The 14,181-nt window shown below is 68.8% G+C and carries 10 protein-coding genes and 2 pseudogenes; 2 read left to right on the plus strand and 10 right to left on the minus strand.

What is annotated here, in order from left to right:
* Positions 1-3,348, plus strand: a 3,348-nt coding sequence (locus tag ACFU53_RS17535) for a hypothetical protein (RefSeq protein WP_383992477.1), incomplete at its 5' end; no start/stop codon positions are given.
* A 22-nt stretch (positions 3,349-3,370) separates the two neighbouring features.
* Here the strand turns inward: ACFU53_RS17535 and ACFU53_RS17540 are convergent.
* A pseudogene (locus ACFU53_RS17540) lies at positions 3,371-3,979 on the minus strand (transposase); the annotation flags it as partial.
* A 620-nt stretch (positions 3,980-4,599) separates the two neighbouring features.
* On the opposite strand from ACFU53_RS17540, the gene ACFU53_RS17545 reads away from it, so the two are divergent.
* Positions 4,600-4,749 (plus strand): integrase, encoded by a 150-nt coding sequence (locus ACFU53_RS17545; protein ID WP_383992480.1) that lies wholly within the window; start codon positions 4,600-4,602, stop codon positions 4,747-4,749.
* A 500-nt stretch (positions 4,750-5,249) separates the two neighbouring features.
* On the opposite strand, the pseudogene ACFU53_RS17550 reads toward ACFU53_RS17545, so the two are convergent.
* The 9 genes and pseudogenes from ACFU53_RS17550 to ACFU53_RS17590 form a co-directional block, all read right to left on the minus strand.
* Positions 5,250-5,851 (minus strand): annotated as a pseudogene (locus ACFU53_RS17550) (transposase family protein); the annotation flags it as partial.
* Between the two features lie 235 nt (positions 5,852-6,086).
* On the minus strand, positions 6,087-7,049 hold the full coding sequence (locus ACFU53_RS17555; RefSeq protein WP_383992482.1) for a hypothetical protein: 963 nt from the start codon (positions 7,047-7,049) through the stop codon (positions 6,087-6,089).
* Between the two features lie 470 nt (positions 7,050-7,519).
* Positions 7,520-8,107, minus strand: coding sequence for a TetR/AcrR family transcriptional regulator (locus ACFU53_RS17560; RefSeq protein WP_383992485.1), 588 nt, complete (start codon positions 8,105-8,107; stop codon positions 7,520-7,522).
* A 32-nt stretch (positions 8,108-8,139) separates the two neighbouring features.
* A complete protein-coding gene (locus ACFU53_RS17565) occupies positions 8,140-9,315 on the minus strand; it encodes a pyridoxal phosphate-dependent aminotransferase (RefSeq protein ID WP_383992488.1) in 1,176 nt (391 codons plus the stop codon).
* A 26-nt stretch (positions 9,316-9,341) separates the two neighbouring features.
* Entirely contained in the window at positions 9,342-10,127 is a 786-nt protein-coding gene (locus tag ACFU53_RS17570; protein ID WP_383992491.1) for an SDR family oxidoreductase, read from the minus strand.
* Between the two features lie 70 nt (positions 10,128-10,197).
* Positions 10,198-11,193, minus strand: coding sequence for a biotin-dependent carboxyltransferase family protein (locus tag ACFU53_RS17575; protein ID WP_383992494.1), 996 nt, complete (start codon positions 11,191-11,193; stop codon positions 10,198-10,200).
* Positions 11,190-11,921, minus strand: a complete 732-nt coding sequence (locus tag ACFU53_RS17580; RefSeq protein ID WP_383992497.1) for an allophanate hydrolase subunit 1 — start codon at positions 11,919-11,921, stop codon at positions 11,190-11,192. Before ACFU53_RS17580 ends, ACFU53_RS17575 begins: the two co-directional genes overlap by 4 nt.
* Positions 11,922-11,927: 6 nt before the next feature.
* Positions 11,928-12,734, minus strand: a complete 807-nt coding sequence (locus ACFU53_RS17585) for a LamB/YcsF family protein (RefSeq protein WP_383992500.1) — start codon at positions 12,732-12,734, stop codon at positions 11,928-11,930.
* Between the two features lie 27 nt (positions 12,735-12,761).
* Complete coding sequence (locus ACFU53_RS17590) at positions 12,762-14,114, minus strand: MFS transporter (RefSeq protein WP_383992503.1); 1,353 nt, start codon at positions 14,112-14,114, stop codon at positions 12,762-12,764.
* Positions 14,115-14,181: the final 67 nt, after the last annotated feature.

Genomic DNA, 14,181 nt, shown 5'->3' on the forward strand with positions numbered 1-14,181 from the left:
CGGGACTTCTCCGTGCGGCCGAACCTGCTCGGCCGGATCTACGACGAGACGCGCTCCGTCGGCGCGGACGACGGGACCGACCCGGTGCTCGGGTACGAGGGAGCCGTCTTCCTCGTCGAGGTACGGCAGGGTGAGACGCCCGGCACCTGGCTGGGCCGGCTCACCTCCGTCCCGGCCAGGGAGGCGGGGTCACTGGTCAGCGCGGTGCGGCACGCCGGAGGATCACTGCTCGCCGTGGTCGCGGACCCCCAGGGAAGCAAGGTCGAGGTCGTCCCCGGAGTCGTTTTCAAGCTGCCCGAGGAATCCCGTAAGCACGCGGCCAGGGCGGGAACGGGGGCTGTGGTCCGGCTCTCCACGCGCGGCGGAAGGGGGCTGCACGTCGGCCTGGCACAGAGAACGGATCGCGACTACCTGCCTGGCGGCGAGAGCGGACGTGCCGCGCTCATCGGGAAGACCGGCGGCCGACGGAACGACGCTGGGGACTCCTTCCGTGCCGGCGGGCTGCCCACACTGTCCGTCAGTGTCCCCGATCACCTCACGAGCCGTCTGCGACAGAACGGACTTCCCCAGATCGCCCGCCTGGTACCGCCCCGTGCCGAGACGGGGAAGGCACGGGCAGCGCGGCCCACCGGGGTGCGGGCCGCGAAGGTCGACACCCGGGGCGCGACACCAATCATGCGGCCCGTGCCGCTCGGCGCGAGCGGCACACCGAAGGAGGGGCCGATCCCCTGGTCCCGACTCAGCTTCGCCGACGGCACCGCGGAGGATATTGCCGCGCGGTGGAGGGAGGGAGGGCGCTACGACGACCTGGAGACCGCTGCCACGCGCCGCGCCCGGTGGCAGGCTCCGTCGTTCTTCGACGTCGACGTCGACGGCAACTGGACGCTGCGTTACCGGACCGAACGGCTGTTGAGGAGCTTCGCCCTGCCCCCGAGCGCACTGACCGAGGTACCGCGACCGACCGGCCTTGCCTGGTACACCGTGGCCGGGCCGGCCCGGCACGTCTCGGGCACCGCCTACGGTCTCTGGCTCGAACTCGGTCCCGGCCGCGTCGTGGAGGTCAGCGGCCAACTGGTCACGGGACCGTACGGGCACCCCTTGGCCGACCTTGCCTGGGACCGGTTCGGCCCCGGCGACCAGGTACGCCTTGAGGTGGTCCAAGGTGCTTTCGCCGCGCCCCAGGGGCTCCGGCTGCTGGACTGGCGTCCGGGCCCGCGCGCCGCATGGTCGGCCACCTCGCGCTCCCGGGTGTGGCTGCCCGTCCGTCCCGTGAGGGGACGGAACGGAGTCGAACTGGGCGCGGGTCATTTCCGTTGCCGGTACCCGCTGGCCGACGCCGAATCCTGCTTCGCTCCGGGCGGCGTGCTGCACTCGGCCACGGCGGCTGTCCTGAACTGCTCCACCAACGCCCTGTCCGCCGCCCCCGAAACCGGGCCGGCCGCCGGTGACTGCGCCCTGCTCGGCCTCGGCCCGGACGGTGTTCCGACTCTCCTCGGACTGGAACACCGCCGTGTCGAGTTGAGCGAAGCCCCCGAGGGGTGGCCCGGCGGCGACTGGCTGCGCGGCCTGCTCGCCCGGCGGCCGGCCACGGTGCTGGACCCGCTCGGCTGTCTCCCGGTGACCGTAGAGCACTGGGCGGAGGAGTCCGTCACCGTGTCGCGACGGCTCCAGCCGGACGGGACACTGCACGAGAGGGCGATCATGCTCTGCGTCGGGCTGGCCGAGGTCGACGGTGATCTCTTGGTGCGCTGCGGGGGAGCGCTGCATCGGCTCTCCCTGAGCGAGGCGATCCCCGGACTGCCGGACGATCTGGCCACCGAGGCCGCCGCTTTCCTGAGCGATCCGGCACGGCGTCAGAAGGGGGAGGACCCGCGAGGCCGACGACTGTGGTGCCGCACACCGGCGCCCACCGGCAGCGGCCAGGAGCCCGGCCCCGGCTCGGTGCTCCGCGTCGGTCTGTCGGTGCCGGGCACACCCGCCCTCCGGGACGAGCCGCTCATGACACCTCGGGGGGTGCTGGCCCCGCAGGACGGGCCTCCGCACGGTCTGCTCGTGGAGGACGAGCAGGACCACGGCTGGTACTGGCTGCCCGCCGAGCGAGCGTCGTGGCTGCCGGATCCCACGGCCGGGGAGCTGCGCACCGCCCTCGCGGGCGACGCTCGGTCCCTCCGGGTCCGGCGCATGCCGGACAACACCGTGTCGGTGGTGGACGTACGGGAGGTGGAGCGCACCCGGCTCGGCCTGCGGCCGGGCTCCCGGATCCGGGTCGAGGTCGCCGGCTACCGCGAGCCCACGGCACGGGAACCGCGGGCGATGGTGGCGCGCGCACTGCCCACGGGCGTCCTCGTGCAGCTGCGCCCCGAAGCGTACGGCGACAAGCACGACAGGAAGAAGGACGACAGAGGGAGCGACCGCGGGCAGGCGAGGGAATCGCTCTACTGTGAGGTGGAGCGGCTGGACACCGGACCGGACCGCTGCGCGGTCCACGTCGTACGGGTCGGTCGCCGCCCCCTCAGGGTGGACCTCCCGAAACGACTTGCCCAGGCTTCCGCGACCACCGTGGCAGATGAACAGATGTCCCTTGCCACGCGATACGCCGACACGCCGCTCGTGTCCACCGCGATCCGTCTGCCTCGGACACCCGACATGCCGCTTCCCCCCGAGGCCCGGCAGGAACTGCGGCGCTGGCTGACGGGCCACGGTGAGGCCGCGTACCACCTCTGTCCCGATCCGGACACACCCGGGGCGGACTCGGATCTGGAACTGACGGAGGCCCTGGCCGCCCTCCTGCTGATGGAGTGGCACGGCCGCGGCAGCGCGCTGTATGCCCAGGGTGCGGTTATGCTCGCGCACCATCTGGGGTTGCGCGCCACCAGCTCCCTCCATGTGGAGCCACTGGTGAGGACGTGGGCCTCGCACGAGCGGCTCCAGGCCGACGCGCGCCTCAGGATCCTTCAGTTCCCCGCCGAGATGACCGACACGCAGCTCGCCGCGGCCCGCGCCTTCGGGAACGGTCTGCTCGGCCAGACCGACGGCAGGGCGGGGGCGCACCCCGACGCACCCGTGGCCCGTGCCGTGCTCGCCGCCATAGGCGAACTCCCGCCGGGAGAGGACCTGACGGAAGGTGCCGATGTGCTCTCCTCACTCGCGGCTCTGGGCAGGGCCCTGCACCCCCCGAAGGGCGAGGCCACGGCCCAGACCGAACTGACCGAGGGGCAACGCAACCTGCTGTGGACTTCGCTGCGCAACGTCGTCGGCGTCCCCATCCCACTGCTCGCCCACACCGTCACCTTGGCTGACGCCCAGCTTCGCCTCGCGCGCGTGATCCTCAAGGAGGACATCGAGTAAGAGGTCGCTCTCTACCGATGTTTCATCCCGTAGTTGGTGTTTGATCCCGGGGTGTCGGGTCGCGCCAGGAGATGGTGGCTTCGCCGGTGAGCCGGCGGGCCATCAGGTCGGTCATGGCCAGCTGGATCACGGCGTCCGAGCGTGCGGGGAGGGTTTCGTAGTCGCGAGCCAGGCGGCGGTGGAACATCAGCTTCCCGTAGGTTCGCTCCACGGTCCAGCGCTTGGGCGGCGGGGAAAATCCCCTGGTTCCGGGGGTGCGTTGCATGGTTTCCATGTCGATGCCGAGCGCGGCGGCGTGCTCGACGAGGTGTTGGCGGTAGCCGCCGTCGACCCAGACTTTGCGGATGGTGGGGTGGGCGGCGGCGACCTGCTCGATCAGATGGGTGCCGACCACGGAGTCCTGCACGCTCGCTGCGGTGACGGACCGCGAGCAGTAGCCCGAGGGTGTCGGTGGCGATGCTGCGCTGCGGCCCACGTTCTTCTTTGCCGCGTCGGTGCCTCGGCCGGCGGCCGGGACGCTAATGGAGGTCTTCACGTTCTGCGCGTCGATCACGCACGCGGACGACTACGCACGCTTGCCCTCCTGCTGCCCTAACAGCCTGCGCAGTACGCCGGTGAGCTGGGTGAACACACGTAAACTGGACGGCAAGGCGGCTGCGGTCAAGACAGCCCGACCTAAGAGAGCTGCGTGCAACGAAGCTCTCAACACTGCGCTAGAAAGGGGTGCTTCGCCGAGAACCCCCTCAATGGCCTCCGGTGACGAGCGCCAGCAGTCACTGAGGAGGTCGGACCGAACCGGCCGCCGTTCCCGATCCGGCCCAGGTGCTTCGGCTGCTCGATGCCGTTGCTCACCATCGGGGGCGGGGTCCTCATCTTGAAGCGTTCTTCGGCTGCATGTACTTCGCGGCCAGGCGGCCAGCTGAGGTCATCCATCCTCGGATCGAACAAGGCAAATGCCGAAGACTGGATGGGGGATGGTCAACCTCTCTGGCGGGGGCGTCACGTCCCGCCGCAATTCGTACGCATGCTGCGTGCCCATGCGAAACGGTTCGACATGGCACCTGACGGCCGATTCTTCCAGAACCAGGCTGGCAACTACATGGACGCTGCCGCATACGGCATCACGTGGGCGCGGGCACGGGAGCACCCCCTGGCTCGAACTGAGCGCACCTCTCACCTGGCCGAGCGACCTCACGATCTCCGGCACGCCGGGATCTCGTTCTGGCTCTACTCCGGAGTGGACTCGGCCCAATGGCCCGCCGCGCCGGCCAGAGCACCGAGGTTCTCTTCCGCCACTACGCCAAGTTCCTCGACGGCCTTCGAGAGCAGGCGAACCGCCTCATCGAGCAGTCCATGAACGAGTGGCAGCGCGTCAGCCAAGGTGACGTACCCGAGGGCTGAACCGGCGGTTTGGTCCGTGACTGGTCCGGAAGCACTGGTCAGGAGGGGTGCAGTCGTGGGAGGAATGGGGAGTTAGAGCGCAAGCCGGGCTCGGTCGAGAGCGGGCTGAGCGAACGGCGCCTGACGGGTGAAAACCCAGGTCAGGCGCCTTTTCGCATGTGTCTAGAAGAAGCCCACCTTCTTCGGCGAGTAGCTCACCAGCAGATTCTTCGTCTGCTGGTGGCACGGCGCGCGCGAGCCCGTGAGCTGCGGCGATTATGTAACGGGCGACACTTGCGGCTCGTCTGGCCCGCGTATGGTCCGGATCTTGGTTGTTCCATCGAGTTCGTGTCCGGAGCGGTAGTCGGCTGGGGTGACAGATGTGGATGGCTGCCCGCCTGGGGTGGGCACCACATGGCACATGTCGTAGAAGCCGTCTTCAGGCGTCCACGTGGTCTACATCGCTGCTGTTCATGCAGGTAGGGTTTTCGGTGACCCATCACGTGTCACGTTACTGTCACTAACACCATCGATGTGAGGCTGAGTTCCTGCAGGGGCCTGCGTTTGATGCCCGTGGTCACCCAGGGGCCACCGCCCTGGTGGCGAGATCGGCCAGGATGGGGACGCCCTGGCGCTCGCAGATGCGGATGATCCGGTGGGTGCGGGCCGCGGTCAGGTCGTGAGTTCGGCCCGGCAACGCGGGTGAGAGCCACAGCAGCTGGCCGTCCGGATCGGTGACTACCTGCACGTTCACGCCGTGCCGGTGGCGCTTGTGGGAGTAGTCGGCTCGTCCGTCGCCGACCCGGTCGCATTCGGCGAGCGTGCCGTCCAGCAGGACGAAGGCCGCATCGGCCTCGCGCAGGACCTTCAGCAGACCCGGGGCACGGTCGGCCAGCAGGTCGATGACGGCGCTGGTGTAGGCGTGAGCGGTGGACTCGCTGATCCCGAACCCGGCGGCGATCTCCGCCAGGGTGGTGTGCTCGCGCAGGTACACCAGTGCCACCATCGCACGCTGAGAGGGGCGGAGCTTGCAGCGGCGGTCGCCCTCACGGGTGACTACGAGCATCGTCACCCACTCCACGAGCGCATGTGGCAGGTCGAGTGCGGCAGGATTGATGACCAATGAGGCCCCCGAGCAAAGTGATTGAGACGTCAGACATCTCGATCAACAGCCCGGGGGCCTCGCTCGTTGCGCTTCGCGGCCGTTACCTGATCGGTGGCCAACTCGAAGAAGCTCATTCAGATGAGGTAACAACACCCCGAGTTTCAGGGCCAGTTAGTCACGAATCTCGTTCGGTGTGGACATACCACCAACGACAGGCGGACCGGGAAGCAACGTGTTGATTCCTTACGGGCCCTTAGCTCTTGCCGCTGCCGTTCCAGAACAACTCCTCGAATCGCTGATACTCGCGGCCTAGGCTCACCCTCCCTGTGTAGTTGGCGAGCGTTGCAAGGAAGAGACGCGGTCCCGCCCAAGCGCCGGTCGACCACAATCGGATCAACCACGCCGGAGCCGTGCCGAGGTCTTGGGACAGCTCAACCCACGACGCCGTGTCGGCGGCATGCTCGCCGTGCGCCATCGACGACCCGCTCGTCCAGGCGTACCCCTCGATGCCGATTCGGCGCTCAAGGTTCTCGCTGAGCCAGTCAATCGAAAGGGTTGTGATCTCGGGGGCGCGGCGGCTCTTCTTCACGGGCCAGCCCCGGTCCTTGGCGTAAATCAAGATGTCGTCGATGTCCTTCGCAGGATCGCGGTTGGTCCCGTGCTGGTCATCGACGTCGCCGTCGTTTTCGATGAACTGGTCGGCGTCAGTGACGCCGTCGTCGAGCATGTTCTTGAGACGGATGCCTGCCGAGAGTCGTGCGAGGCGACGCGTCAGGGCGCGTTGCAAACGCTCGTCAGTGGTGATGGTCGGGTCGATTACCGCTGTGGCCCACAGGCACGCCTCGAAGATGCCGCGCGCGACCGAGACCGCGCCCATCAGCGATGCCTCTGCGCGAAGCAGGACGGCGAAACCCCGAAGCTGATCGGCGGCGCTAAGGATGTTGACCGCTGATTCATACCTGAGAATCGTTGCGGCTGGTTCGGCGCGGTCACCGAGCAGGACGTCCGGGGCCTTCATGTCCTCTCGCGCCGGGCTCTTTCGCCTCATTTTCCAAGGCTTGAGGCCCAACTGCGTGAATCCGTGCGCTATTTCGTCGACCGCTACCGCGAGCGCGTCGCGACGCTCATGCGCCTCCTGTGTGCCTCGGTTCAGCCGGTCGATGAATTCCATCGCCCACGCCTCGTCGTCCCTGCTGGCATCGCCCTCGCCTGTCACGCGCCACACCCTGCCAGAAGGCGCCGACCAGGGAAAAGCGTTTACCGTCATAGGAGTCGCGCCGGGATACCGTGCTGGTGCTCACGCTCACACCGATCTGGATGCACGCGACATCCCGGTCGAGAAGTCCTACGACGCCTGCTGAACGCCCAGCGGTTGCCAAACGCTCATGTCTCGACGACACAGGAACGGCAAGTGCTCCACTCCACCCTCGGCAAGCCGGAGGATCACGATCAGTCCGGCTTTAAGAGGGCGTTTCATGAACGGTCAGGGGCGATGTGGCGCCGAAACGGCTGAGCATGAGTCGCAGGCCGCGCTTCATGCTCAGCCGCCAGGTGGTCTGGCGGAAGTGCGGGCTGCTCCAAGCTTATTGTCCGGCTGCTGCGGCGCCGTCGTCGCGTGTCCGGCCATGACACCCGAGTTGCCGTCCTTGACCTGCTGCCAAGGAGTACTGAACTGCAGCGTCGGTCTCACTCATCCCTCCGGTCCGGTGCCGTGGACCAGCCGATGAGGGCGCCGCGCAGTGCGGCCACCAGGCGGGAGGCAGCCTCGTCCTCGGTGCGGCCGCTCTTGATGAGGTCGAGGATGTCGCGGGGGTCGAACAGAGCGTTCCATAGGTACAGGGCTTCGTCTCCTAGGTCGCCGAGTCCGAGGTCCTCGGTGGTCTGCCGCAGGGGCTCGGTGAGTGCCTCGGCCTGGGGAGCGAGATAGCCGGTTCCCTCGCGCAGCCGCTCCAGGTAGCCCCGGTGCGAGCGCATCTGAGCCATCGCTCCGCCGTGTTCGAGGACGAGCGACACCCAGTAGCGGGACACCGTCTCCAGCCGCTGCATGCCGCGGGTGGTCTGTGCCGCACTGAAGTCGCGTAGTTCGGTGCCGACTTGGGCACGGAAGGCGTGCAGGATTTCCTCGACGGAGGAGAAGTGCCGGTAGGCGGTGGCGGTGGACACCTCGGCGTACTTGGCGATCTCGGCCAGGCTGACCGGGGTCGGCGAGTTCTCGAACAGCCGCGCTGCGGCCTTGATGAGCTGCCTGCGGTTGCGCTGGGTGTCACTGCGCATCGGTCGACTCCCCGTGTGTGTCATGCCGGCGTTCACAGAAGGGCCGCGAGGCCGTGAGCCAGACGGCGGACGCCCTCGGTGATGGACTCCGCGTCGGCAGCGTACGACAACCGCAGGTGCCCCTCGCCCTGGGCGCCGAACTCACTGCCCGGCCGCACGGCGACGCCGTACGTCGTGCGCAGCGCCGCTACGACCTCGGCCGACGGCAGATCGAGGTCGTAGCGCGGGAACTGGTAGAACGCGCCTTCGGGAGAACTCAGGGTGAGGCCCGGGATCTTGGCGAGTCCCGCCCGCATGATCTCGCGGCGCGCCTCGTACTGAGCCCGCATCCTCGCGATGTCCGGGCCACAGGTCTGTACGGCGACGAGCGCGGCGTCCTGGATGAAGGTGTTCACCGAGCCATTGAAGGTGTTGTGGATGCGTGCGGCGGCCTGGATCAGTGGTGTGGGGCCCCAGAGGTAGCCCACGCGCCAGCCGGTCATCGCGTAACTCTTGGAGAAGGTCTGGCAGTAGACCGTACGGTCGCGCAGGCCGTCGAGTGAGAGCGCCGACGTGAACGGGCGGCCGGTGAAGTCCAGGTCGGCGTACGCCTCGTCGGAGATGACGAGGGTGGGCGTGCCGTCGAGCAGTTCGGCCAGCGCTTCCAACTCGGCCCGGCTGTGCACGATTCCGGTCGGATTGCTCGGGTTGCAGAACACGAAGAGCTTCGCCCCGTCGAGGGCTTCGGCCAGCCGGTCGAGGTCCCAGTGCAGGTCGAGGGCGAGCGGGACGGGCACGACGACTCCACCGGCCATGCTCACCAGGTCAGCGTAGAGGGAGTACGTGGGGTCGGGGATGACCACCTTGTCGCCCGGGTCGACGATGCTGAGGATCGACGCGGCGAGACCGGCGGTGCCGCCCTGGGTGATCAGGATGTCGGCGGCGGAGACCGGTGCTGCGGCGATGCCGGCGAGCTTCTCGGCGAGCGCTTCGCGCAAGGACTGTTCGCCCAGCAGGGGCGAGTAGTGGGTGCGTCCGGTGCGCAGCGACGCGTTCGCGGCTTCGGTGACCTGTACGGGCGTGTCGAAGTTGGGTTCCCCCATGGCGAGGGAGACGAGGTCGCCTCCGGACTGCGGCTGCTGTGTCCGGCGGGAGGCGGCGGCGATGCGGGCGACGGCCGCGGCGGGGGCCCACGAGGGCGAGGGGGCGGTGGTGACGGTGGGCGACATGCGCTCCTCCTGGGATCGGGTGCTGTTCAGTCCTGGGGTACGGCGTCGGCGGGAGCGCCCGCCCATCGGCTGATCTCGATATCCGTCGAGGTGTCGCGCTGCCGGGTCGGGGCGACGACGATCTCCTGGAGGACGACCCGCTGGGGCAGCGTGACCGCGAGGCGGATGGCCTCCGCAACGTCCTGCGGCTGCAGCATGTGGGCGCGTTCCTCCGCCGCCGGGGGCCGGGCGCGGTTGTCGAGGATCGGGGTGTCCGCCTCTCCGGGCAGCACGGTGATGGCGCGCAGGCCCTGGTTGCGGAAGGTGTTGTGCAGGAAGGTCATGAAGTTGCGGACCCCCGCCTTGGCCGCTCCGTAGGCGGCCCCGCCTAGCAGGTTGGGGTTGACGGCGGCGAGCGAGGAGACCGTGACGATCGTGCCGCCGCCGCGGCCGAGGAGGTCGGGCAGCACGGCCTGGGTGAGCTGGAAGACCGCCGTGAGGTTCACGTCGAGGACTTCGCGCCACTCCTCGTGGGGCAGCCACTGCGGGTTGAGTACCGACGAGGAGCTTCCCGCGTTGTTGACGAGGATGTCGATCGGGCCGAGTTCGGCGTGCACCCGGTCGACGATCCGGGTCACGTCGTCGGCGCGGGTGATGTCCGCCGCCAGGGCGAGGGCTGTCCCGCCCTCGGCGCGGATCGCCGCCTCGGCCTTGTCGAGGGCCTCCTGGCGTCGGCCGACGAGGACTACGGCGATGCCGTCCCGGGCGAGCAGGCGTGCGGTCTCCAGGCCCATTCCGCTGCCGGCACCTGTGATGAGCGCGGTCGTCGTCACCGTTTCCTCCATTTGCGATGCCTATATCAAATGAGAATAGTTTCTCGTGTAGTGATGGATCAAGTGTGTCTCAGAGGTGGATCAGGTTTCCCGTGAAGCCGAGTGCGCCGAACGCCTCGGCCGTCGCCCGCTCCAGTGCCGCGACCTCGCGCTCCCGTTCCGCGCACCGGCGCACCGAGGTCTCCTGGTCGACCCAGCGGAACCGCAGCTCCCGGCCCGGTCCGGCCTGCCCCAGAAGCGGGAGCGACGCCCGCGAGGTGACGCCGACGATCGGGTATCCCGCCGTCAGGCTCCGATACCGGCCCAGGACGATCAACTCGTCCGCGTGCGGGATCTGGAGGGCCCCGATCGGCACGCCGTGCGACACGATCTCGGCGTCCGTGTCCGGGTGCAGCACCGGCCCGTCGAGCCGCTGGCCGACATGGTTCGAGCGGGTGGTGACGATGTACGACGACTCCGCGATGAGCTCACGCACCCCTGGGATCGAGCGGGCGCCGTAGCTCTCGACGACGTCGACGACCCAGGGCCCCTCCGTGCACCGCAGGACGGGGACGGGGAGCCGGAAGAGCGGGGGAGAGAAGTGGCTGCGCCCGAATCCCCGGAACTCGGACTCCAGCAGGACTCGCGCCCCGAGGGTCTGTGTGAATCCCATCCGGGCGTCCGGGGCGGCGCTGCCCAGCAGGGTCCTGGCCGCGAGCGCACCGCCCACGGCCAGGTAGTTCCGGGCACCGAGGCCCATGTCGCCGCGCAGGCGGATCTCCTGGCCCGCAGGCACCATCACCGGCGACCAGCTGTCGACGGGCGCGCCGCCGACGGTGACGTGGGCGGGGGCACCGGTCACGGCGACCAGGACGTCGGCGTCCGGCACGAACGCCAGCTCACCTCCGAGGTTCTCGATCAACGTGGCACCCCGTGGGTTGCCCACGAGGATGTTCGCCACGGCCGCCGAGTGCTGGTCGGCGGCGCCGCCGGTGGGGACACCCCGGCGTTCGGTGTCGCGCCTGCCGAGGTCCTGGAACGTCGTGACCCACCCTGTGCAGGTGATGTCGAGGCCCACGGTTGTCATACGGTCACCTCCACCGGCATCAGGAAACCTGCGTCCAGCGCCGCCTCGTCCCGGGTGACCGGGACGAACCGCACGACGTCACCCGTGGCGAACGACACCGGGTCCGGGCGGGAGATGTCGACGATGGTGTGCGGAGTGCGCCCGATCACCCGCCAGCCGGTCGGGCCCGGGAACGGCTGGATGATCGCGTTGGTGCCCGCGATCATGACCGCTCCAGGTGCCACGTCGGTGCGCGGCTCGGCCCGTCTCCGTACCGGCCGGGGCACCTGGAGCCCGTCCATCATCGGAGCCATCGCCGCGCCGAGCAGGGAGATCGTGAACGTGGACCCCGCGATCGCGTCGATCACTTCGGCGGGCGCGAGGCCCACCTCCTCGGCGACGGAGAGCAGATCGGGCCCCGTCTCCTCGTCGAACACGACCGGAATGGCGAACCGGCGAGCCGTACGCGTGCGTGCGGGCCGCCGCCCGGCCGGCATTCGCCCCGCCAGCAGCCGTATCGCGTACTCGACGTGCTCAGGTGTGGTCGCCAGCGGGTCGTACTCGACGAGCAGCGACTCCAGGCCGGAGACGACGTCGAGCACGCCGGGCGGTCGGTCCGCCAGGAATCGCTCGCGGAAGGAGGTGATCGCGGTCCGGCGGATCACCGGGTCGGGGTGGGGGACGGTCACCGTCACCGCCGAGTCCCCGAAGACTTCGACGGTGACGGCGGGGCACTGTGCGGCGGTCATGGAGTATCAGACCAGTGCTTTCGCCTTCTCGGCCAACACGTCCTTCAGCCCTGTGACGTTGACACCCGCCGCGTCCAAACCGGCGCGCAGCGCGGTGCCGTTGGCGAGCACGGACGGGTGGTCGCCGTGCAGAAGGAGTACGTCGACGTCGTGGCCGAGCGGTACGACGTTGCCGTCCACCGAGCGCACGGTGCCCTCCCGCACGACCTGTACACAGCGCTCGCCGATGACCTCGGGCTCGTAGATCAGGCCCTGCTCGTGCGAGCGCGGCACGGGCATGCCGTCGTCGCCGTAGCCGCGGTCGGCGAGAAAGACGTAGCCGACATCGAGGCCGCGCTTCCTGGACTCCTCCGCGAGCAGGCCGCGTTGACAGATGACGATGTAGTCCTTGTTGTACGCGGCGATCGCGTCCGTGATGGCGCGGGCGTGTTTGGCGTCGGTCTGCGCTATCGATCCCATGCGGCCGTGCGGGGCGACATGGCTGATCGTGCCGCCGTGCACACGGGCGAAGGCGTCGAGCGCCCCGAGCTGGTAGAGGACGTCGGTGCGGATCTCCTCCTCCGTGGCCTCGATCAGCCGGCGGCCGAAGCCGACGAGGTCGGGATAGCCGGGGTGGGCGCCCAGTTCGATGCCGCGCTCGACGCAGTCGGCGACCGTCTGGTCCATGATGCGCGGGTCGCCGGCGTGGAAGCCGCAGGCGATGTTCGAGGCGGTGACGAGGCCGAGCAGGGCTGCGTCGTCGCCGATCGTGTAGTTGCCGAAGCTCTCGCCGAGGTCGGCGACGACTGCTACCGAGTTGGTTCCGGATGTCATGGTGTGTCTCCCGAAGTGCGGTTCGGTTCAGTGGGATGCGAGCGGTCGGCCCTTGGTCTCCCGCAGGAAGGCCACGGTGACCAGGGTGATCGCGGCGGTGATGATCGACGCGAACGCCGGGATCAGGTTGGAGCCTGTCGACTTGATGAGTTCGGTCATCACGAGCGGGGCGCTGCCGCCGAAGATGATCGTCGAGATGCTGAAGCCGATGCTGTACGCGGAGTAGCGCACGCTGGTCGGGAACATCTCGGCGAGGACGGTGTGGACCACCGCGGCGTGGCCGGAGAACGCCACCGCGAGAACGACGGTGCCGATGCAGGCGAGCCCGAACTCACCGGTGGTGATGAGCAGGAACATCGGGTACGAGACCAGCCCCATCGCGACGGCCGAGAGGGCGAGCACGGGCTTGCGGCCGATGCGGTCGGACAGCCGTGCCATGAGCGGGATGCTGATGACGATGGCGACCAGGCTGAACGCGGTGACCATGAGCGCCCGCACCATCGAGAAGTTGTGGTCGCCGAGCGAGGTCTTCAGATACGTCGGCATGTAGACGAACAGCAGGTAGTAGCCGGGGCCGTTGAGCGCTGGCAGGAAGATGGTGAGCGCGATCGCCTTCAGGTGCCGCGGGGAGGTCAGCGCCTCGCGCAGCGGGTTGCGGGCGACACTCTTCTCCTCGCGCAGGGCCGTGAAGTGCGGGGTCTCCTCCAGCCGGCTGCGGATATAGAAGCCGACATAGCCGAGCGGTACGGCGAGCAGGAAGGGGATCCGCCAGGCCCAGGAGGCCATCGCGTCGTCGCCGAGCGTCGTGATGAGGACGGCGGAGAGCGTGCTGCCGAACATGAGAGCCACGAAGGAGCCGACGGCGATGAAGCTCATCATGTAGTTGCGGCGCGCGTCCGGGGCGTACTCACCCACGAACGACATGGCGCCCGCCACCTCGCCACCCGCGGAGAAGCCCTGGAGCACGCGGAGGAGGACCAGAAGGACGGGCGCGGCGACGCCGATGGCGGCGTGGGACGGGATGAGGCCGATCGCCGCCGTCGCTCCGGAGATGAGCACCAGCAGGGTTGCCAGGAGCGTCTTGCGTCCCAGCTTGTCGCCGAGGTATCCGCAGATCACGCTGCCGAAGGGGCGGGCGAGGAAGCTGATCAGGAAACCGACGTTGGTGAGGAAGAGCCCGCCGGCCTCGGCCTCGCCCATGATGTTGATCGCGAGATAGGTGACGAGCAGGCCGTAGATGCCGTAGTCGTACCACTCCACGAACGAGCCGATGGCGCCCGCGACGGTGGCCTTGCGGACGACTTTGTCCTGTGCGGTGACGGCGTCGCCCGCTGTCTGTGGCTGGTCTGACGTGGAGTGGAGCCGATCTGACGTTGCCATGGGGGTTCACTTTCGCTGTCGCGGACTCCGGATCGGTGTCCTGGGAAGCATGCGCTGGGTCCGCGTG

Source organism: Streptomyces sp. NPDC057474, assembly GCF_042802555.1.
In the GTDB taxonomy this organism is placed as follows: Bacteria; Actinomycetota; Actinomycetes; order Streptomycetales; family Streptomycetaceae; genus Streptomyces.

Coding starts and splice junctions, on each gene's coding strand:
- ACFU53_RS17545 (WP_383992480.1), top strand. CDS start 4,600: ATGGCCCGCCGCGCCGGCCAGAGCACCGAGGTTCTCTTCCGCCACTAC.
- ACFU53_RS17560 (WP_383992485.1), bottom strand. CDS start 8,107: ATGCGCAGTGACACCCAGCGCAACCGCAGGCAGCTCATCAAGGCCGCA.
- ACFU53_RS17565 (WP_383992488.1), bottom strand. CDS start 9,315: ATGTCGCCCACCGTCACCACCGCCCCCTCGCCCTCGTGGGCCCCCGCC.
- ACFU53_RS17575 (WP_383992494.1), bottom strand. CDS start 11,193: ATGACAACCGTGGGCCTCGACATCACCTGCACAGGGTGGGTCACGACG.
- ACFU53_RS17580 (WP_383992497.1), bottom strand. CDS start 11,921: ATGACCGCCGCACAGTGCCCCGCCGTCACCGTCGAAGTCTTCGGGGAC.
- ACFU53_RS17585 (WP_383992500.1), bottom strand. CDS start 12,734: ATGACATCCGGAACCAACTCGGTAGCAGTCGTCGCCGACCTCGGCGAG.
- ACFU53_RS17590 (WP_383992503.1), bottom strand. CDS start 14,114: ATGGCAACGTCAGATCGGCTCCACTCCACGTCAGACCAGCCACAGACA.